The 22,743-nt window shown below is 37.4% G+C and carries 11 protein-coding genes; all 11 read left to right on the forward strand.

Going from position 1 to position 22,743, the window contains the following annotated elements; genetic code table 11:
- Positions 1 to 294 precede the first annotated feature (294 nt).
- The 11 genes from PMI13_RS21790 to PMI13_RS11400 all read left to right on the forward strand — a co-directional run bounded on the left by PMI13_RS21790 (position 295) and on the right by PMI13_RS11400 (position 22,405).
- Complete coding sequence (locus tag PMI13_RS21790) at positions 295 to 525, forward strand: Arm DNA-binding domain-containing protein (protein ID WP_034732600.1); 231 nt, start codon at positions 295 to 297, stop codon at positions 523 to 525.
- Between the two features lie 103 nt (positions 526 to 628).
- The gene (locus PMI13_RS11350) at positions 629 to 3,631 is read left to right on the forward strand and encodes a LamG-like jellyroll fold domain-containing protein (protein WP_007843754.1); all 3,003 of its coding nucleotides are present in this window, start codon (positions 629 to 631) and stop codon (positions 3,629 to 3,631) included.
- 350 nt (positions 3,632 to 3,981) lie between these two features.
- Complete coding sequence (locus PMI13_RS11360; RefSeq protein WP_007843755.1) at positions 3,982 to 5,361, forward strand: rhamnogalacturonidase; 1,380 nt, start codon at positions 3,982 to 3,984, stop codon at positions 5,359 to 5,361.
- Positions 5,362 to 5,384: 23 nt separating this feature from the next.
- Positions 5,385 to 8,213, forward strand: coding sequence for a glycoside hydrolase family 2 protein (locus PMI13_RS11365; protein ID WP_238536304.1), 2,829 nt, complete (start codon positions 5,385 to 5,387; stop codon positions 8,211 to 8,213).
- Positions 8,214 to 8,215: 2 nt separating this feature from the next.
- Positions 8,216 to 9,538, forward strand: coding sequence for a rhamnogalacturonan acetylesterase (locus PMI13_RS11370; RefSeq protein WP_007843758.1), 1,323 nt, complete (start codon positions 8,216 to 8,218; stop codon positions 9,536 to 9,538).
- A gap of 13 nt (positions 9,539 to 9,551) precedes the next feature.
- Positions 9,552 to 12,329: a glycosyl hydrolase gene (locus PMI13_RS11375; protein ID WP_007843760.1), complete on the forward strand. Its 2,778-nt coding sequence runs from the start codon at positions 9,552 to 9,554 to the stop codon at positions 12,327 to 12,329.
- Between the two features lie 77 nt (positions 12,330 to 12,406).
- Positions 12,407 to 14,281 (forward strand): rhamnogalacturonan lyase, encoded by a 1,875-nt coding sequence (locus tag PMI13_RS11380; protein WP_007843762.1) that lies wholly within the window; start codon positions 12,407 to 12,409, stop codon positions 14,279 to 14,281.
- Positions 14,282 to 14,354: 73 nt separating this feature from the next.
- Positions 14,355 to 15,518, forward strand: a complete 1,164-nt coding sequence (locus PMI13_RS11385) for a glycoside hydrolase family 88/105 protein (RefSeq protein WP_007843764.1) — start codon at positions 14,355 to 14,357, stop codon at positions 15,516 to 15,518.
- 317 nt (positions 15,519 to 15,835) lie between these two features.
- Positions 15,836 to 16,924: an L-rhamnose/proton symporter RhaT gene (gene rhaT / locus PMI13_RS11390; protein ID WP_007843766.1), complete on the forward strand. Its 1,089-nt coding sequence runs from the start codon at positions 15,836 to 15,838 to the stop codon at positions 16,922 to 16,924.
- Positions 16,925 to 17,267: 343 nt separating this feature from the next.
- On the forward strand, positions 17,268 to 20,306 hold the full coding sequence (locus PMI13_RS11395; RefSeq protein WP_007843768.1) for a SusC/RagA family TonB-linked outer membrane protein: 3,039 nt from the start codon (positions 17,268 to 17,270) through the stop codon (positions 20,304 to 20,306).
- 17 nt (positions 20,307 to 20,323) lie between these two features.
- Positions 20,324 to 22,405, forward strand: a complete 2,082-nt coding sequence (locus PMI13_RS11400) for a RagB/SusD family nutrient uptake outer membrane protein (RefSeq protein ID WP_007843775.1) — start codon at positions 20,324 to 20,326, stop codon at positions 22,403 to 22,405.
- The last annotated feature ends 338 nt before the right edge of the window (positions 22,406 to 22,743 follow it).

Below are 22,743 nucleotides of genomic sequence, written 5' to 3' on the forward strand. Positions count from 1 at the left end.
CGAATCCCTCACTCTCCGCCATTTGGAGAAACAAATAAAATCAAAAGCCTTTAAATCTTAGTGTTTAAAGGCTTTTTTGTTGTTTTGAAGAATCAAAATAAAGCAAAGAAAAACAAACTGAAAGTGAGTAATTCGGTGAGTAGCTTGAAACTATTTTCCTACTCACCGAATTTACAGTAAACAGCCTGTTCATCGATTGAACATCTTGCAGGTCTAAAGGTTCAAGAATATATTACTAACCTTTAAACATTAAAAGCTATGCAAACCTACAGTTTGCTGTTCTATGCAAAAAAAATGAAGAACAATCCTGAAATGTCAACTATTTATATGCGAATTACAGTTGGTGGTAAACGGAATGAAATTTCAACGGGGCAAATTGTAAAGACTTTACACTGGAATATAAAATTAGGAAAAATATCCGGCAACAATCCCCAATCAAAACAACTAAATGGGTTTCTGGAAGGAGTCTGTGCAAAATTGTTTAAGTGTTACAGAGAGAAAACTTACACTTGTAGAAGTCTTTAAATAAAATCTTTTTTGTAATTACTTGATATAGAGATCAGCAGGACGGGGCAGGATGCTCATTATTGGTTTTGTGGATAGATTAGTTAGCACAAAATTAATATTTATGAAAAATAAATCTTTACTGTTTAAGCCAGCTCTTAAATCTTTATTGTTTTGTGGATTAGCATTATCCACTGTTGATTTTAGTGCTCAGATATTGGCATTCCCGGAAGCAACCGGTTTTGGAAGATATACTACGGGAGCAAGAGGTGCTGCAAATCCTCAGGTTTATCTGGTTACCAATTTAAATGACAGCGGCCCCGGTTCATTCCGTGATGCGGTGAGCCAGCCGGGGCGGTTTGTTATATTTAAAGTGGGAGGTATTGTTAATTTACAGTCAGTTGTTGCTGTGGCAGCTAATACCACGATTGCCGGACAAACTGCGCCCGGAGAAGGGATTGTATTTTTGGGCCCAAGAGTTTCATTTACCGGAGCCAATAACACAATTGCTCGGTATCTTCGTATCCGTTATGGCGGGACATCTCAAAATCAGGATGCATCAGGAATAGCCAACGGGGCTAACATTATTTTAGATCACATGACTTTCACCTGGGGAACGGACGAGGTATTTTCCGTTAACTGGGATAATAACGGGACAAGTCCCGATAATATAACGATTCAGAATTCTATTATAGGACAAGGAATGCACCGTCATAATCATTCTGCGGGAGGATTAATGCAACCTCCGACGGGAGGGAAGATCAGTCTAATCGGAAATCTATATATATGTAATAAAACCCGTAATAACAAAATAAAAGGGATCAATGAGTTTGTCAATAATGTAGTTTACAACTGGGGTAACTATGGAAATACATATGGACACACCCAATCCGGAGAGGCATATATTATGGGCGGTGATTCGGCGGGAAGCTCTTTTGCCAATATCATCAACAATTATTTTATCGGAGGCCCAAATACAAGTAGTACGGTTACCACACCTTTCAGCGTAGGAAATGCCAATTTCAATCTGTACGGTTCCGGGAATTATTTTGATAACAATAAAAACGGAGTATTGGATGGAACTGCAGTCCCTCAAAACTTAACGGGATATCCTGTAGGGGATCCGGCAGCAATAATGGTCGGCCCGTACAATTATCCGATGAAAAGCCCGACACTAACCGCTCAGGAGGCGTACGATAAAATCGTTACAGGTGTAGGAGCATCTTATCCAAGACGTGATCAGGTAGATGGTTTAATGATTTCAGATTTACTGTCAAAAGGTACAACAGCTACTTATGTATATGTACAGACTGATTTAACAACTCAATTTGGATTTACCAATGGTGGTGCAGGACACGTTTATGGTGCGCCGGCTCCTTTGGATACGGATAATGATGGTATGCCGGACGCATGGGAAATAGCTAATGGTCTGAATCCTAGTGGGTTCGATGCTTTGGCAGTAAGCACAACACATGCCCCGTATCTGAATATTGAGGTTTATATTAACAGTTTACCCAATACAACTCCTCCGGATTTTATTATTCCGCCCACAAATGTGAATTTCACCAATGCTGTCACAACAACAGGAGCTTCACCTTCCAGTTCTTTAACGGTCAACTGGAATGACAATGCTACCAATGAAACTAATTATATAGTAGAGCGTTCTACTGATGGAGTTACTTTTTCAGTTATTGCAACACTGGGCGCGAATACAACAAGTTATAATGAAGTTGGTTTAATATCTAATACTCAATATTATTATAGAGTTAAAGCAACAAATGCATCAGAATCTTCGGTTTACACATCAAATACGTCTGTAACGACACCCCCGATTCCGTCAGCTCCTGCAAAAGCAATCAATCCGATTCCTGCAACGGGTAATAACAATGTAGAGTTGAGTGGTGGAAATCTGCTTTTAAAATGGAATGGCAGTTCAAATACAACAACATATTCAGTTTATTTTGGAACAGATCCTTTAAATTTAAGCAATGTTGCTACTGTACCTTATTCTGCTACACCATCATATCAGCTTGCTAATTTAAATCCGGCAACAAATTACTATTGGAGAATTGATGCTGATAATGCTCTTGGTATTACTGCAGGAGATGTGTGGACTTTTCGTACATTGACACCGGGTCTTGTCGGGAACTGGCCATTCGCAGAGGCTCCTTCCACAGGTGCTCAAATTGCAGATATAACGTCTTTTGCAAATCATGGAATATTAGATACAGCCTATGATAATGCCAATGTAAGAGTACCCGGGAAAGAAAATAACGCCCTCGATCTGGCAACTTCACCCAATAATATGTACATAGCCAGTATTCCTCATCAGAACCAGATTTTATTTGATAATCATTCTTTTACCGTGTCCTTCTGGATGAAAGCTCTAACAAGCATGATTCCGTCTTCGTCTACAAGTTTATATGTATTGTGTAAAGGTTCTTTCACTAAAAATACCACAACAGGAGCCACCGGTAAACGTTTCAACGTAGAGATCAAAGGAGGTCAGCTTCGTTACGCTATCGATGATGACGTTACGAAAAAGGAAATTACATCACCTATTGCCAATTATTTTACCGATAACTGGGTACATGTCGTGATTCAGAGAGATATTGCTGCGCATAAAATGAGAATTTACACCAATGGCGCTTTAAGCACCGAAGGAGATGAAGCTGCGGTTACAGGTATTGGTGAAGCAAGTGATCTGATCATCGGGAATATTGGTGAGCTTGAATTTTTATCAGCTTCCAATGCTCCGGCTCCTTATAAAGGTGCATTCGATGAACTTAAGATGTACAATTATGCGTTATCTCCGGCGGAAGTATATGCTTTGTACAATCAGGCCGTGTTGGGCAATGATGAATTCAGTATCAGCAAAAATGTCGGAACAGTATATCCAAATCCTGCAAAGGACCTGATTTCCATTAAGCTTCCGGAATATAAAAAGTCCAGTTTAACAGCAACAATTATCGATCTGACGGGAAAAATTATTGTCAAAGAAAAGATTAATGCTGATGGAAACGGAATCTTTAAACTGAATGTTGCAGACAAAAGAACCTCGGGAAATTATATACTCAATGTTTCAGGGGAAAACCTGAATAGTAATTTTAAAATTACTATTAAATAAGAATTGTCAAAGTTTAATTTCATGTTTTAAAAGATTTTTCTTCTGCAATGAGACAGAAAATTTGAGTGACCGATTGCATTAATTAAAAAATTATTGAAATTTTGTAGGTATTGAAATCATTCAGAGCCGGTCAACATGAAAGAGCAGGATAGTGTAGGCTTTCAAAATGTATATTTTTATGAAAATAAAATGAAAGAATAATTTTCGTTGAACGATTGAAAATTATTTGCTGATTTTTTATGAAAAGAAACGGAATACATTTTATTTAAATGATACTCCTTTATTTTTGTCATTTTTTTGAGTGCTAATTTTATTAATAAAAAATCAGGTTCTACAATAAAAAATAAATTATGAAATCTCAAAATATATCAAAATTTTTTTTATCTCTGTTTGTGCTCCTCTTGTTTTCATCAGGCGTAAAAAGCCAGGATAAGTTCCCTGACGGCACTAAAATTCCCAAGTGGTTTAAAGAAAATAAGCCTACTGACATTAATAAATTAGGAAAAAAATATATTCTTACTGATAATGGGGTGAAAAATGACAGCGCGGTTCTGCAGACAAAACAGGTTCAGGCAGTCATTGACCTGGCGGCTAAAAATGGTGGCGGTGTCATTATTGTGCCAAAAGGAACATTCCTGATCAGTTCTGTTTTCTTTAAGCAGGGAACACATTTGTATTTGGAGAATGGTGCGAAATTAAAAGGAAGCGATGATATCAGCGACTATCCGGTTGTAGAAACAAGAATGGAAGGGCAGACTCTAAAATATTTTCCGGCATTAATCAATGCAGACGGATTGGATGGCTTTACCATTTCAGGAAAAGGAACGCTGGATGGAAACGGATTGCGTTTTTGGAAAGCATTCTGGAAAAGACGCCAGTGGAATCCCAAGTGCACGAATATGGATGAGATGAGACCAAGAATCATCTATATTTCAAATTCTAAAAACGTTCAGATTGAAGGAATTACCGTAAAAAATTCACCTTTCTGGAGTACTCACTATTATAAGAGTGAATTTGTAAAATTATTAAACCTGACAATTTTAGCACCGAAAGAACCGGTGAAAGCACCAAGTACAGATGCTGTTGATATCGATGCCTGCACAAATTTCCTGATTAAAAATTGCTATATGTCAGTGAACGATGATGCCATTGCACTGAAAGGCGGAAAAGGTCCGAAAGCAGATAAAACCTCTGAAAATGGGGAAAACAGAAACATTATCATCGAAGATAACAGCTTTGGATTTTGTCACAGTGTCCTGACTTGTGGCAGCGAATCAATCCACAATTATAACGTAATTCTGCGTAATTCAAAAGTGAAAGATGCTTCGAGACTGTTACATCTTAAAATGAGACCCGATACTCCTCAACACTACGAATATCTTACGGTTGAAAATATTACGGGAAATGTTAAAACTTTCCTGTATGTGAAAGGCTGGAGTCAGTTTTTTGATTTAAAAGGGGAAGAGAGACCTGGAAAATCTTTAGCAAATAACATTCTGATAAAAAATATAGACATCAGTTGTGAAACGGCATTCGATATTGAAAAATCAGACTTGTATGATTTGACAGATTTCACGTTGGAAAACCTAAAGATAAAAGCGTTAAAACCCAAAGAGGAAAATTTGGATGCCATTAAAAATTTGAAAAAAATTAAAGTAAATGTTGCCCAGGCTGCTTCTTTAGACATATCATACGACAAAAAAGATGATTCCGACATTGCCGTAAAATGAGATGTTTTTCCAAAATATTTGTTTTGTTATGTTTATGCTCACAATTATTGCATTCTCAATCTAAGGAGATTCAGTTCCTGAGCGGTACGGATTCTGAGCATACCAAAGAATGGGATTTTTGGATAAGCGGTGGACGAAAATCCGGAAGCTGGAACAAAATTCAGGTTCCTTCACAATGGGAACAGCAGGGATTTGGGTCGTATAATTACGGAAGAGATTATGTGACTTACGGTAAAAATTTTAAATTTAATGATGAAGTGGGCTTATTTAAGCACAAATTTCTAGTTCCGGATTCATGGGAAGGAAAATCGGTCAACATCGTTTTCGAAGGATCAATGACGGATACTGAAGTGAAGATTAACGGACAACTTGCAGGCGAAATTCATCAGGGTGCTTTTTATGAATTTAAATATGATATTTCAGATAAATTAAAATTCGGAAAAGAGAATATTCTCGAAGTCAAAGTTTCCAAAATGTCAGCTGATAAATCCGTTAATAATGCAGAACGTCTTGCAGATTATTGGGTTTTGGGAGGAATTTTCCGTCCGGTTTATCTGGAAGCCAATCCAAAAGAAAATATTTCATGGACAGCCATCGAGGCTAAGGCTGACGGGACTTTTCGTTCAAATATACATTTAAAAGGATGCCAAACTGTCAATAATTTAAAAGTTGAATTATTTGATGCTAAAAATATTCTCGTTGGCGAGTCCCAGATTAGAATTCAAAAAGGAGATACTTTAAAACAAATTCAATTTTTAGTTAAAAATCCAAAACTTTGGACAGCAGAAACGCCGAATTTATACAAAGCGAAATTTAGCTTAAATAAAAACAGAAAAAATATCTGCCAAACCGAAGAGAAATTCGGTTTCCGAACCATTGAAATCCGAAAAGGCGACGGAATCTATATCAACGGAACCAAAATCAAGATGAAAGGCATCAACCGTCATGTCTGGTGGCCTGAAACTGGTCGGGCGGTCAACAAAAATATAGATTTAATGGATGTTCAGCTCATCAAAGAAATGAATATGAACGCCGTTCGATGCTCGCATTATCCACCGAATAAATCATTTTTAAAAATTTGTGATTCTTTAGGTTTGTATGTTTTGGATGAACTGGCCGGCTGGCAAAAAAAATACAGTACTGAGGTTGGTAAAAAGCTCGTCATGGAGATGGTTACAAGAGATGTTAACCATCCTTCAGTCATTTTCTGGAGTAATGGAAATGAAGGTGGACATAATTTTGATCTGGATACAGAATTTGGAAAATATGACTTGTCCAATCGCCCTGTAATTCACGCTCATCATAAGCCTGGAAACGCCTTCAACGGAATCGACTGCAACCATTACGAAGATTATTACAGTACACAAAAAATCCTTGAAGGAGAGAATATCTATATGCCGACCGAATTTTTGCATGCACAGGATGACGGTGGTGGCGGGACTTCTTTAGCTGATTATTGGGAGCTGCACTGGAATTCCAAAAAAGGTGCCGGAGGTTTTATCTGGGCGTTTGCCGATGAAGGTTTAGTGAGAACAGATCTCAGTAATCAAATAGATGTAAATGCCATCAATGCTCCGGATGGAGTTGTGGGCCCGCATCGCGAAAAAGAAGGAAGTTTCTATGCAATTCGCGAAATTTACAGTCCGGTAAAAATTGATCTTAAAACGATTTCAAATGATTTTAATGGAGTCATTTCTGTAGAAAACCAATATTATTTTACCAACTTAAATGAATGTCAGTTTGAATGGAAACTGATGAAATTTAAAACACCTTATTCCTCCGAATCAGGATTTGATGTTCTGCAAAGCGGAAAATTACAGTCTCCGAATATTAAGCCTACAGAAAAAGGAAATATTCATTTAAACCTTCCTCAAAGCTGGAAAAAAAGTCAGGCTTTATTGTTAACTGCAACGGATCCTTTCGGAAAAGAAATTTATACATGGACCTGGAAAATTACTTCTAATGAAAAAATTTCAGAACAATTTTCGAAATCCTTAATCAAAGAATTCCCGGTTTCAGTTGTAGAAAATGATTCTTTATTTATTTTAAAATCAGATGAAAAAGAATTTTCAATTGGAAAAAAAGATGGTTTATTGAAATCAATGGTTATCGATAAAAAAGGTAAAAAAATGACCTTCCGTAACGGGCCGGTTTTCGTTAATGGGAAAATGGAATTATCTTCAATAAAATCATTTGCAGAAGCAAAAAATCAAGTCATAGAAGTCTTATACAATGACGGAAAAAAAATTAACTGGAAGCTCAATTCAAACGGAATTTTAGAACTAAATTATGAATATTCTCTTGTAGGAGATTATCCGTTTGCCGGTGTAAGCTTTGATTATCCTGAAAATTATATCATCAGTGCAAAATGGCTGGGTAAAGGACCATATCACGTTTGGAAAAACCGCTTGCAAGGACAGACCTATAATGTTTGGCAGAATTTGAAAAATTCATCACGAACGGGTTCTTCGCCTTGGATTTATCCTGAATTCAAAGGATATTATGATGATGTTGCCTGGTTACAGTTAGATACTGCAGAAGGGAAAATCACCATCGGAACAAAAGAGGAAAAAATGTTTGTAAGACTCTTTGATTTTTATGGAATTTATGGTGCAGAAGGTTACCCGAAGTTGGCGGCAGGAAATATTTCATTTTTAGATGCAATTCCTCCACTGGGAACTGTTTTGGCGTTTAATATTAATGATAAAACCGAATCTTTAGGACCGGAAAGTGAACAGAATCATCTTAACGGAACATTTAAAAGAACATTGTATTTCTATTTCGGGCTACCGGATTTAGGAGATGAAAAGAAGCAGTTTACAATGCCGGAAGTCAATATTTTAACCGATTGATTATGAGAAATTGGACAGGAATTATAGCAGCTTTTATTTGTTCATCAATGTTTGCACAACAAACCATTTTCAAATTTGATTTTGGTGGAAGCAGAACTCAGGATGGTTTTATTCCCATCACCGAACATTCTGAATTCGACAGGAAAATTGGTTATGGATTTATGAATATTTCCGGCTTAAAATCAATCGACAGGGGAGGAAATGCTTTGACAGAAGATTATATCACCAGTGAAAAACCTTTTTATTTTTCGGTGATAATTCCGGAAGGAAATTATGATATTAAGTTAAATTTAGGTGATTCTAAAGGAACTTCCGAAACAACAGTTCGTGTAGAAAACCGCCGTTTGATGCTTGATGATGTGAAAACAAAAGAGGATGAAATTGTCGAAAAATTAATAACCGTTCACGTTAAAGATAGCATTATTCGTAATCAGGATGGAATTGAAATTGGAATTGTTAAACTTAAACCAAGAGAAAGAAAATATTTACATTGGGACAATTTATTGACAATTGAATTTAATGATAAAACCCCAAAAGTTTGGGCAATAATCATTCAACCCAATAAAATAGCAAAAACAATTTATCTTACAGGAGATTCTACCGTGGTAGATGCACTCTACGAACCTTGGGCGTCGTGGGGACAGATACTGCCTTATTTTTTTGTTCCGAAAGAAGTTGTTGTTGCCAATTATGCCGAAAGCGGGGAAACTTTGAAAGCCTTTGAAGACCGTCACCGAATTGATAAAATCTGGAACAAGATAAAGCCTGGAGATTATCTATTCATCCAGTTTGGACATAATGACCAAAAATATGGGAATAGCACAGCGTCTGGTTATAGAAAAAGATTGCAAAAATGGATTAATAAAGCAAAACAATTGGGCGCAATTCCGGTTTTAGTTACATCAATGAATCGAAGAATTTTTGATGAAAATAATAAGATTGTCAATACTTTGGATGATTTTCCCGATGCAATGCGGGAAATTGCGAAAGAAGAAAATGTATATTTAATCGACCTGAATGCAATGAGTAAAACGCTGTTTGAAGCGCTGGGACCGGAAAATTCTAAAAAAGCATTTGTCTATTATCCTGCAAATTCTTATCCCAATCAGCCGGATGCTTTGGCGGATAACACTCACTTTAATACGTATGGAGCTTATGAACTGGCAAAATGTGTCGTTAAAAGTATTATCGATCAGAAGATACCTTTGAGTAAATTTGTTTCCAAAAATTATAGGGGTTTTGATTTAAATAAACCTGATCCTTTCGAAAAATTCCATTGGCCGGAAAGTGTCTTTATGGAATCTTTAAAACCGGATGGAAACTAAAAAAATAAGAAAAATGAATATTCAATCTATAGTAAAAGTAGGCATATTTTGTTTTGCGTTCGGAAATCTTCCGGCACAAAATCCCTGGCCCAAACCCACTGAAACGACAAAGCCGTGGACACGATGGTGGTGGATGGGAAATGCTGTCGATGAAAAAGGATTGGATAAACAACTGACAACTTTAAATAAAGCCGGTTTCGGAGGCGTAGAAATCGTTCCCATTTATGGAGCTAAAGGCTTTGAAAATCAATATATTGATTATCTTTCTCCGGAATGGATGAAAATGCTTCAGTTTACAACAGCCAAAGCCAAAAGCCTGAATATGGGAGTTGACATGTCAGTCGGGACAGGCTGGCCAATTGGTGGACCGCAGGTTGATGAACAGAAAGCGGCCACAAAAATGATTGTTCAGACGTACACGATTTCATCAGGTGAAGAATTGTCAGAAAAAATTGTCCTGAAGGATGAAAAACAGAAGAATTTAAAAACAATAAAATTAGATATTGTAACCGCTTACAACGAAAAAAACAGAGCGATTGTCTTAACCGATAAAATTACAAACGACGGTTCTCTCAACTGGAAACCGGATTCCGGGAAATGGACAGTTTATGCAGTTTTTACAGGTAAAACTTTACAAAAAGTGAAACGGGCAGCTCCGGGTGGTGAAGGCTTTACCTTAGACCATTTTTCACCTGATGCAACAAAAGATTATCTTAAAACTTTTGATAAAGCTTTTGGAAATTCCAACTATGGAATCCGTTCTTTTTTTAACGACAGTTATGAGGTTTACAACGCCGATTGGACACCGGATTTTAAAAATGAATTTAAGAAAAGACGAGGATATGATTTAAGTCCGTACATCAGATATTTGGGTAGCAATGAGGAAAGTGAAATTGCCGGCAGAGTAAAATCGGATTACAGAGAAACTTTGAGTGAATTGATTTTAAATAATTTTACCAAAGATTTCACGGACTGGGCCCATTCCAAAAACTCAAAAAATACCAATCAGGCGCATGGCTCACCCGGAAATTTACTGGATTTGTACGCTGCAGTTGATATTCCGGAATCTGAAACTTTCGGAAGCTCTATTTTTGAAATTCCTGGGCTGAGAAGAGACAGTGCAGATATTCAGAAATCAGATATTCCTGATTTCAATATGCTGAAATTTGCATCATCAGCAGCCAATGTTACAGGCAAACAATTAATTTCAAACGAAACTTTTACCTGGCTTACGGAACATTTTAAAACATCGTGGTCGCAGGCAAAACCAGAAGTTGAGCAGATTTTTTTATCAGGGATTAATCACGTTTTTTACCACGGTACAACGTATACGCCGGCCGATGTTCCTTTTCCGGGATGGCTGTTTTATGCTTCGGTTAATTTTGTTCCGGAAAACAGTATGTGGCCGCATTTGACCGGATTAAATTCTTATGTTGCACGTACTCAAAGTGTCCTGCAGAGTGGGAAATCTGATAACGAACTGTTGATGTACTGGCCAATTTATGATCAATGGGCCAATCCGAAAGGAAAAGATGTAACCTTTAAAGTTCATAACGTGGAAAAATGGTTGCAGCCAGCTCCGATGTATGAGAATTTAACAAAACTGAGCAAAATGGGCTATTCTCTTGATATGATTTCTGACAAAATGATTGGTGGATCTAAATCTGAGAGTCAGAAAATTCAGACTGCAAAAGGAGGATCTTCCTACCAGGTTTTAATCATTCCTGAATTAACTTATTTGCCGGAAACTACGTTAAATAATATTCTTGAATTGGCCCAAAACGGTGCTTCGGTTATTTTTCAAAATGAGCCAAAAGATATTCCCGGAAATTTTGAAGTTGAAAAAAGAAGAGCAAAACTAAAATCTTTATGGGCTCAGATCCCGTTTCAGAATCAGGGAGAAAATATAAAAATTGTAAGCTTTGGAAAAGGAAAAATTATTTTAAGTTCTGATGTAGAAAAAGGATTAGAATATTTGAAAATACAAAGAGAAAAATTAACGGAAACCGGGCTGAAGTTTGTAAGAAGACAGTTTGACGGTGGAAAATACTATTTCATTGTCAATCATGATTCTAAAGAAATCAATCAATTTATACCCTTAAATTATACAGGAAATCAAACCGTGATCATGGATCCTGAAACCGGAGATTTCGGAGTGGCGGAAACACAGAATAATTCCGTGAGAATTCAGCTGAAATCCGGGGAATCTTTAATTTTAAAAAATTCTGAGACTACAGATTCCTCAATCCCAAAATGGAAATATACTGAGAAGGCAGGTTCCCCTGTCAATTTAAATCAAAATTGGCAACTGACTTTCAAAGAAGGTGGCCCTGAACTTCCAAAATCAAGGAATTTAAAAAAACTAGAGCCCTGGACGAACTTTTCAGAAGATCCTGCAACACAGAGTTTTTCGGGAACCGGCGTTTATACAGCCACATTAAATTTGAAGAATAAAAAAGCAGACGATTATCTTTTAAAATTCGATAAGCTGTATGAAAGTGCAAAAATAATTGTTAACGGTCAGGAAGCGGGGATTGTCTGGAGTATTCCTTTTCAAATCAACATCGGTAAATATCTGGAAAAAGGGAAAAACACCATTCAGATTGAAGTTTGCAATTTGATGGCGAATAGAATCCGTTATATGGACCAGAATAAAATTCAATGGCGTAATTATCACGAGATCAATTTTGTAAATATTGATTATAAAGCTTTTGATGCTTCCAATTGGAAAGTTCAGCCTTCCGGACTGGATGGGCAAATTCAGTTATTTCCATTATATTATTCGAAATAGAATGAAAAATGAAGGGAAGTATATCAAAATAAATTGCGCAATCGATTGAATTATATTAATTTAAGTAATTCTGAATTATGAATATAAAATATAACTTTATTTTAATGACGGTTCTTTTTTCACAGCTCTTTTCAGCACAGAGGAAAATGGAGTATTTGAAAAGGGGAATTGTCGCGATGCCCTCAGAATCAGGGGTTTTTGTGAGCTGGCGTTTGTTGGGGACAGAACCTCAGGATATTCAGTTTGATTTATACCGTATTGAAAATAATAAAAGTAAAAAACTGAACGAAAAACCTTTGCTTAGCGAAACCAGTTTTTTAGATACAACAGCAGATACAACAAAGAATTACACTTATTTCGTGAAATCCAATACCCAATATCAGTACATTGATCAGGATTCTGCGAAATATGTTGCTAATCAAAAACCCTATTTTTCAATTCCTTTAAAAACTCCGGTCGGATATACGCCCAACGATGCTTCTGTTGCCGATCTGGACGGTGATGGCGAGTATGAGATTATCCTTCATCAAACGGGGCAATCTAAGGATAACAGTCAGAAAGGCTTTACGGATGAACCCATTATTCAGGCTTATAAATTAAACGGAAAGTTGTTGTGGGAAATTAACTTAGGAAAAAACATCAGGGAAGGGGCACATTACACACAGTTTTTAGTGTACGATTTAGACCAGGACGGTAAAGCAGAAGTGGTTATGAAAACGGCAGATGGAAGCAGAGACGGTAAAGGAAAATTCATCGGAGACCCTGGAAAAGATTTTAGGAATGAAAACGGATTCATCCTTTCAGGCCCGGAATTCCTGACTGTTTTTGATGGACAAACAGGTGAAGAAATTAATACGGTTAATTATGTTGTCCCAAGATTTCAAGACAGCCTGAACCCGTCTTCCGAACAGCTTATAGAAACCTGGGGTGATGCAAAAGGGAACCGTGTAGACCGGTTTCTGGGTGCAGTTGCCTATCTGGACGGTAAAACTCCCAGTGTCATTATGTCGAGAGGCTATTATACCCGAACGGCAATCGCAGCTTGGGATTATAAAGATAAGAAGCTCAGTTTGAGATGGCTTTTTGATACAGAAAGCCCGGAAGAAAATAAAAAATTCCGTGGTCAGGGAAACCATAATTTGAGTATTGCCGACGTTGATAACGACGGAAAAGATGAAATTATCTTTGGTGCAATGACGGTTGATGATAACGGGAAAGTCTTGAACAGCACAGGCTTTGGTCACGGTGATGCTTTGCATGTCGGTGATCTGGATCCTTCAAATCCCGGACTGGAAATTTTTGATATTCAGGAAAGGTTTGATGATGCGGGTGCGCACTTCAGAGCAGGAGCAACGGGAAAGGTTTTATGGAAATTACCTTCTTTAATTTACAGTAAACAGGGCAAGTTTCAGGGACCGGGAAGAGGATTGTCTTTAAACATCGATCCTCGTTATCAGGGTTCGGAATCCTGGGCCGCAGGAGCCGGGCTGAAAGGCATTTATGATACTAAAGGAAGAAAAATCAGTAATAAAAACCCTGCCTGTAATATGGGAATTTATTGGGATGGAGATTTTTTAAGCGAAATTTTAGACGGAACTTCCGTGTCAAAATGGGATTGGATGAAAGAAAAATCGAATCTAATTTTTGATGCTGAAGATTTTCAATGTGAATCAAACAACGGAACCAAGAAAAACCCTTCTTTGGTTGCCGATTTATTTGGAGACTGGCGGGAAGAATTGATTTACAGAACCTCAGATAATCAGGAGCTTCGGATTTTCAGTTCGACAATTCCGACGAAGCACCGTTTGTACACATTGATGCATAATCCGCAATACCGGCTGAGCATTGTTTGGCAGAATGTAGGCTACAACCAGCCTCCTCATACTGATTATTATCTGGATGAATCTGTTTCAAAGGTTCCTGCTCCAAATATTCATACCGTTAAGCCTTAAATATATCTTAATGGTTTATAATTAAACAAATATTTAAACTAATTATACTGAAAATAAAAAAATAGATATCATTATGAAGAAAGTACTAATGAGAAGCGCTTTTTTTGCGTTGATTTTTGGAGTTTTATCTTCTTGCTCACTTCAAAAACAAGTGAATGCAAAGAATGTGAATCTTCCGGATAAAAAAGAAGTTTTGGAAGTTTCACAGAGGGCAAATCAATATTTCATGAACAAATGGCCGGATGCGGGAAAGGAAATTGTCGGCAAAAAAGTCTGGCCAAGCAATCTGTGGACAAGAGCTGTCTATTATGAAGGCCTGATGGCTTTATATAAGATAGATCCCAAAAAAGAATATTACGATTATGCCATAGACTGGTCTCAAAAACACAACTGGGATATGATGCGTGGAACTTATACCCGTAACGCCGACAATCAGGCTTGCGGACAAACATATCTTGATCTTTATGAAATTGATGGCAAAAAAAATCCGGAGAGAATAAAATTTGTGAAAGCCTCGATGGACAGTATGATTGCATCCAAAAAATCGGATGATTGGTGGTGGATTGATGCACTTCAAATGGGAATGCCGATTTTTACGAAACTAGGCAGAATTACGGGTGAGCAAAAGTATTTCGATAAAAATTATGAAATGTATGCTTTTACAAAATATAAGCATGGAGGAAATGGCTTATACAATCCTAAGGATAAGCTTTGGTGGCGGGATAAAAGCTTCGTTCCTCCTTACACCGAGCCCAACGGAGAAGACTGCTACTGGAGCCGCGGAAACGGATGGGTAGTTGCTGCTTTAGCACGTACGCTGGAAGACACTCCGGAATCCGACCCGCATTATAAAGAATATTTACAGGATTACAAAGACCTGTTATCAGCTTTGCTGCCTGTTCAGAGGGAAGATGGCTTTTGGAATGCAAGTCTGCATGATCCTGGCAATTTCGGAGGCAAAGAAATGACGGGAACCGCTCTGTTTGTATATGGAATGGCGTATGGAATTAACAAAGGTTTGATTGATAAAAAAACTTATTTCCCCGTTGTTGTAAAAGCCTGGAACGCGATTGTAAAAGATTCCGTTCAGCCGAATGGATTTTTGGGCTGGGTTCAGGGAACAGGAAAAGAGCCTAAAGACGGTCAGCCGCTTGCCGTTGATAAACAGCCTGATTTTGAAGATTATGGTTTAGGCTGTCTGTTGCTTGCTGCAAGTGAAGTTTATCAATTAAAATAAACCAATTCAAATATTTAATTTTCACTGATTTAATATCGGCTTAGAAAGCAGGAGCGTTAAGAAAATTCTACTGTTTGAAGCGCGAGACTAATATTGAATCGAAGAACTCATATTGAAATCGCGCAAGTTTTAGAATTTTTAGAGAATAGAATTAATTTTTAACGGATGATTCCAAGTCTTGAATTTTTGATTTTTTTGTTTGACTACATCGAATCTTCGATTTCAAGATAAAAGAATTAATATTACAACATGACACTACAAGATGCGCAATCGATTTCATAGTATTAATTTTCAAATTCAATCCATAAGATAAAATTATGAATGCATTATTAGGAGTTTTTTTTCACTTTTTAGGAGGTTTTTCTTCAGGGAGTTTTTACTTACCCTATAAAAAAGTAAAAGGTTGGTCCTGGGAAACCTATTGGTTAATAGGCGGAATTTTTTCGTGGATCATTGTCCCGCCGCTTGCTGCATTTCTTACCATTCCTGATTTTTGGGGAATTATTCAGAATGAAAGCTCTTCCATATTAGGGCTGACATTTTTGTTTGGTGCTTTGTGGGGAATTGGAGGTTTTACTTATGGTTTGGGGGTTCGGTATTTGGGAGTAGCACTTGGAAGCAGCATTATTTTGGGGCTTTGTATGGTATTTGGCTCGCTCGTTCCTTCTATTTATTATGAATTTTCTCCGCAAACAGGAAAAGACAACATCGGTTTGCTGTTTTCCAGCAGATGGGGACAGTTTGTTTTGCTGGGACTTCTGATTTGTGTTATCGGAATCATCATCAGTGGAAAAGCCGGGATGATGAAGGAAAAAGAGCTGCAAACCGATTCAATAGATCCTCACGGCGCAGAAATAAAAACGGAATATAAATTCGGGCTGGGATTAATTGTTTCCATCATTTCCGGTGTTTTAAGTGCGTGTTTCAACTTCGGACTGGAAGCGGGAAAGCCAATGGCAATCGTAGCCAATGAATTATGGAAAACGGCAAATCCGGGGCAGGGAGAATTCCTTTTTCAAAACAATGTAACATATGTTGTTGTGCTTTGGGGCGGGATGGCAGTCAATCTTGTGGGCTGTCTTTATTTAGCCATTAAAAATAAATCATATACAGATTACACCAAAAGAAATGTACCGGTTGTACGAAACCTGATTTTCTGTGCGCTTGCCGGAACCATGTGGTTCTTACAGTTTTTCTTTTACGGTATGGGCGAAAGTAAAATGGGAAATGGTGCCAGCTCCTGGATTTTACATATGGCATTTATTATTTTTATTGCTAATTTATGGGGAATTATCATTAAAGAATGGAAAGGGGTTTCCAAAAAAACCATTACCACCATTACTGTCGGAATGATTGTAATATTTATTTCTATTCTGATGGTAGGCTACGGAAATTCTTTGAGATAAAGCTTTTTTGTGCTTCATGTAACGATTTCACATTATCCATTCATATAGTTTCAGAGTTAGAATCTAGCTCTTTTAAAGGCACTGATTTTTCAGTGTCTTTTTTTTATGAGAAGTAATTTTACTCTAAAAAAAGAATGTCTATTTAAAATGGGAGTTTTTAATTCACGGTTTAGTTAAATATTTTACTGAATGATTAATGATTTATTAGTATTTTGTTATTTATTTTAGAATATAAATTAAATATTGTAGTTAATTATGATGAATTATGAATATTCCAATACAGGATATTGCAGGATGCCCGAATTTTTGTAACGGTGTATTTTGGTAACATAAAAATTAATATATGTCTTTAATAGTTAAACACAAAAATATAAAGCGAATAGTCTTTCCGGCATTTATGCTTTCAACAAGTTTTATCTGGGGGCAAAAGGCGGTAAATGATACTGTGAAAAACACAAAAGATATTGAGGAAGTAGTCGTTATCGGTTATGGTAAAGTTAAGAAGTCAGACTTAACAGGATCTGTTTCTTCAGTTTCTGCAAAAGATTTAGCGGCTACACCGGCAATGAACGCTTTACAGGCGCTGCAGGGAAGAGCCGCAGGTTTGAATATCGTGACAGCAGGTGGTGCTCCGGGAGCCGGTGCAAACGTTACGATCAGGGGCGGTTCTTCCATTACTCAAAGTTCTGATCCGCTTTATATTGTAGACGGTTTCCAATTGGATAACGCTTTGAATGTGATTAATCCTAATGATATCGAAAGTATCGATGTTTTAAAAGGAGCTTCTGCCATTGCCATTTACGGAGCCCGTGGTTCCAATGGTATTATTGTTATTAAAACTAAAAGTGGGAAAAAAGGAAGAACAGTTATCAACTACAACACCTTCATGTCGTTCGATATGCTTTCTAAGAAGCTGGATATGGTTTCCGATTCGGAACAGTTTGTGAAATATCAATATGAGCTGGCCCAGCTTCAGGGAAAAACAACACAATGGAGTAATGTTTTTGATAATAGCTTAGGAACAGACACACCAGGGTTTTATACAGGAGCATATAACAGAATTGCCAACCGTTACGGATCTGCGTATGCTCTCGACTGGCAGGAAAGAATGTTGGGAGGAACAGGAGTAACCCAAAACCATAATGTGAACGTTTCTGCAGGAAATGATAAAACGCAGGCATTCATCAGTTATAATTACAATAAGCAGGATGGTTTGCTTCAAAATTATAGCGAAACAAGAAATTCATTACGTGCCAATATCACTTCAGAATTGTATAAAGGGGTAAGGGTAGACTTTAATACAATGTTTACAAATAATTCCGTAAACGGGGGAGGTGCTTATTCCGGAATGAAAAAAATCCTTCTTCAGCCTATTAACGGAGGTACATTATTCACAGAAGATCAGTTATTCAATACCCAGACTTTCCCGGATTATTCGGCTCTGGATTCCGGTTTTGATACAGAAAATCCATACATCGAAACTCAGGCCTCAACTTCAAACAAACGTACCAGAACATTCGTAGCCAACGCAGGTATCGAGTTTGATTTCCTGAAAAATTTCACGTGGAGAACTGCCGGACAATATAGCTGGACAAACAGCAAATCAACATCATTTTCAGATCAGAATTCCCGTGCGTTTCTTACAGATCCTATAAACACAGGGATCAACGGAAATATCGCCAATGCGGAAACGTTCCGTTATCAGATCACCAATACTTTAAATTATAATAAAACTTTTGGTGAAAAACATAAGGTAAATGCTTTAATCGGAAACGAAATCTGGTATGAAGAATCCGAAGGAAGCAGCATGAGACTTACAAAATTCCCATATCCTAATTTCGGGTTGGATGATATTGCCAACGCAACGGTAGCTGATAAAAATACAGACAGATCAAGCAACAGCTTACTTTCCTATTTTGCCCGTGTGAATTATAATTATGACAATCGTTATTTAATTACAGGAACAATACGTGCGGATGGTTCCTCAAAATTTGCAGAAGGTTCTCGCTGGGGATATTTTCCATCTGTAGCGGGTGCATGGCGTGTTTCTCAGGAAAATTTCTGGCAGGGTCATAAAATTGATAAAATCGTTAATGATTTTAAATTAAGAATTGAATACGGAGTAACAGGTAACAATGGTGTTGCTAATAACTTATGGAGAACCAATGTTTTACTTACAGATTATCCGATAAACAATACGCAGGGATATCCGGCATATGTTACCAGTACAAACTGGGGAAATCGTGATCTTCAGTGGGAAGAGCTGAGAACAACCAATATTGGTGTGGATTTGGCTTTTTTTAATAGCAGAATTAAATTAACTTCCGAATGGTATAATAATAACGTAAGCAAAATGCTTTTCGAAAGTGTGCTTCCCGTTTCTTCAGGATATTCAAGACAATATCAGAATATCGGTTCTATGAGAAACAGGGGAATGGAATTCACATTAAATACCGTGAATTTAAAATCAGAAAATTTCAGATGGACAACAGACCTTAATATTTCTTTCAACAAATCTAAAGTTCTTTCTCTTGAAAACGGACAACTGAATAAAACATTCAGTGTAGGAGGCAGCAGAACGGGAATGGTGACCTACTATGCAACTGTAGGAGAAGAATTAGGAGATATGTACGGATATATTTATCAGGGAATCTATACTACGGACGATTTTACCCAAAATCCGGACGGATCATTAACCTTAAAGCCGGGCGTTGTAAAACCTGCAACCGGAACTCCTAAACCGGGTGATATGAAATTTGCTGCTGATAATGAAGCAGGAGATCAGTTTACAAGAAGAATGCAGAAGATCGGAAACGGTACGCCGGACTTTATCGGGGGAATCAGTAATAATTTCTCTTACAAAGGCTTTGACCTGGCTGTATTTATGAAATTTAGCGTTGGGAATGATATTTATAATGCTACTAAACAAAGTTTAAGTCCATACGCCATGTTTCAGAATATTCCTTCAGAATTCGGAAACAATTATTATCATCTGATCGATCCTAATACGGGACAGGCAACAACTAATTTAGTAAGATTAAAAGAACTGAATCCAAATGAAGGCTCAAGCCTTTGGAGTTTAAGCAATACAAACACTTCAAATATTGCCTACCCATCATCATACTATGTAGAAGACGGTTCTTATCTGAGAATTGCCCAGGTAACATTAGGATATTCTTTTCCTAAAGAATTTTTAAATAAAGTGATGCTGTCCAATGCCCGTATCTATTTTACCATTAATAATTTGGCGACAATTACAGGCTATTCGGGCTACGACCCTGAAGTTTCTGCAGCAAGCGGGGTGACTGTTACACCCGGGTATGACAGTTCTACATATCCTCGTTCAAGAAGCTATGTACTTGGTCTTAATTTAACTTTCTAATATGTAATATTTAAATCATGAAAAATATATATAATACTCCTGTATTTTTACGAAAATTAGTAGTTCTTCCCTCAATTTTCGTGGCTGTTTTAGTGATGAATTCATGCAGCGATGATTTTCTGGATCAGCCGGCTTACAATTCATTGGATACAGAATCTGTATTTAAAAATATAGATACTGCAGAGATGTTTGTTCTGGGCTGCTACAGAGGTATAGTTCCAACTGAAATGTATTATCAGTTAGGAGCCGGCGATACAGTAACGCACTCTTCAGAAGATGGCTCTACCAATAATTCCAAATATAATATTGCGAACTATCAATATGATGCTTATACTCCGAATACGGTAACAGGGATTTACTCTGCGATGTATGCCGTTATTGAAAGAACAAATATTGCAGTCAGCGGATTAAGCAAAATGGAAGCAAGCTCAAAACGTGATGCCTTATTGGCTGAAGTTAAAGCCATCCGTGCATTTTGTTATTATAATTTAATTCGTGTTTACGGAGACGTTCCTTCTGTTTTTAAACCTCTGGATGAGATGGATCCGAATGACCCGAATACATTATATCCAAAACGTACTTCAAGGGATGAAATTTATGATCGTATCATTGCTGATCTTCAGGAATCTGCAGGGAATATTCCAAATTTTGCTCAAAGTGGATATACTACAACAGAACGGTTAACAAAACAAGGAGTCAATGCCTTATTGGCGAGAATTGCTCTTTATGCAGCAGGGTATTCTCTTCGTTGGGATCTGAATACCGGAAGTGGGGCAATGATGTCGCGTCGTAGTGATAACAATAGAATTCAGCAATTGTACCAGATTGCGGATAATGCCTGTGCCGCGATCATTAATGGAGGAACGAACTCTTTGGTTCAGGCGCAGGGCGGAAAAAGTGGCTTTGAATATTTATGGTACAACTTCTGTCAGAGAAAGTTCTCTGCAACCAATTCGGAAATCCTTTGGCAAATTGCTGAATATGGTGCCAATACAAACTCAGCTTTTGGAGTTTATGCACATCCTGGTTCACGTGCTGGAACTTACGGCTCCCGTAAAGCTCTACAGTTTATATTACCCAGCTATTATTTATCTTTCAATACAGGGGATACGCGCAGAGATGTTTCTTGTACCTCGTATAGTATTTATTTCTTAAATAATGGAAATGCAAGTGACAAATGGGTAGATGTAGGAACAACATACTCATGTATTATGCCGGGTAAATTCAGAATCGGATGGTGTGTGGAGCCACAGGCTGCAGACGGTCGTAATTTAAATATTCCATTGTTAAGATATTCCGATGTTTTATTAATGTATGCTGAAACTCAAAATTACTTGAACGGAGGGCCAACTGCTGCGGGAACTGCTGCCTTAATGCAGGTAAGAAACCGGGCAGGAATCGGAAATGTACCTGTGCCATCTGGTCAGCAGGCATTTGAAACTGCTATTGTTCAGGAGCGTAAATGGGAATTTGCAGGAGAATTTAATCTTCGTACAGATTTGATCAGAATGAACCGTTTGGCAAGCGAAATTGAAGCGACAAGACAGGCGATGAAAAATTTATCAAACCGTACAGGCCAGTTTGTGAATACCCCGGTTTACCGTTTGTATAAATACCATCAGAATGCACAGGTCTACGGAGATCCGTTCTTAGCAGTTACTTATGTTGAATTAACTGCTCCCACGGAAATTGCTGTAGCAACTAATGTTCCTGTAAACGGTACTGCCACTGCTCTACAGGCATATCAGACCGCATTAGCCAATATAGTTACAGCACACGGCCAAACTGTGGCTCCGGATGACAAATGGTATCCAGCCAACATGTTCCAGGCTTATACAAGTACTTTTAACGGAAATGCCAGAAAAGCGGTAGGATTTACAGGAGGGTTTAATGTACTGCAGATCGGTAATATTATCTATACCAAACCAACCGGTTTTGCTGAAAACGGAGGAACATACCCGAACTGGATCGAAGGTGGAGGAGACGGTCTTTTCTACGGATTTGTACCCAATAAAACAGAATTATTGCCTTTTGCAGCGGCTTCTGCCGGTCATCCATTGGTGGATAACCCAAATCTGAGCCAGTTGCCGGGCTATTAATCCCTGCCTTAAACATTGAGAATTTAAACTTAAAAGCATTTAACCTGTTTAAACAATTAAGAATTATCTGCAAAAGCCTGTAAATGGACAAAAATCAGAGATGTTTTAAAAGCTTATGTGTTTTTATTTATAGTTTATTGATGAACTTAAATAATTTATGTATTAATCTTTGTGACTTTTGCAATTTAAAATCAAAGTACAGACGAAGCTCAATATAAAATGTCAGTAAAAAATTCAAACGTTAATTTATCTTTAAATATGGTATTTACCAGTATAGTACGGGATGCTGTAAAAAATATTACGATCTAATTTTGGTTAAAATTTAGAAATATAAGACA

The organism is Chryseobacterium populi, assembly GCF_000282115.1.
Taxonomy (GTDB): domain Bacteria; phylum Bacteroidota; class Bacteroidia; order Flavobacteriales; family Weeksellaceae; genus Chryseobacterium; species Chryseobacterium populi.

Bases quoted from the DNA above. Each gene is read 5' to 3' on its own strand.
- PMI13_RS21790 (WP_034732600.1), top strand. From the start codon at position 295: ATGAAGAACAATCCTGAAATGTCAACTATTTATATGCGAATTACAGTT.
- PMI13_RS11350 (WP_007843754.1), top strand. From the start codon at position 629: ATGAAAAATAAATCTTTACTGTTTAAGCCAGCTCTTAAATCTTTATTG.
- PMI13_RS11360 (WP_007843755.1), top strand. From the start codon at position 3,982: ATGAAATCTCAAAATATATCAAAATTTTTTTTATCTCTGTTTGTGCTC.
- PMI13_RS11370 (WP_007843758.1), top strand. From the start codon at position 8,216: ATGAGAAATTGGACAGGAATTATAGCAGCTTTTATTTGTTCATCAATG.
- PMI13_RS11375 (WP_007843760.1), top strand. From the start codon at position 9,552: ATGAATATTCAATCTATAGTAAAAGTAGGCATATTTTGTTTTGCGTTC.
- PMI13_RS11380 (WP_007843762.1), top strand. From the start codon at position 12,407: ATGAATATAAAATATAACTTTATTTTAATGACGGTTCTTTTTTCACAG.
- PMI13_RS11385 (WP_007843764.1), top strand. From the start codon at position 14,355: ATGAAGAAAGTACTAATGAGAAGCGCTTTTTTTGCGTTGATTTTTGGA.
- rhaT (WP_007843766.1), top strand. From the start codon at position 15,836: ATGAATGCATTATTAGGAGTTTTTTTTCACTTTTTAGGAGGTTTTTCT.
- PMI13_RS11395 (WP_007843768.1), top strand. From the start codon at position 17,268: ATGTCTTTAATAGTTAAACACAAAAATATAAAGCGAATAGTCTTTCCG.
- PMI13_RS11400 (WP_007843775.1), top strand. From the start codon at position 20,324: ATGAAAAATATATATAATACTCCTGTATTTTTACGAAAATTAGTAGTT.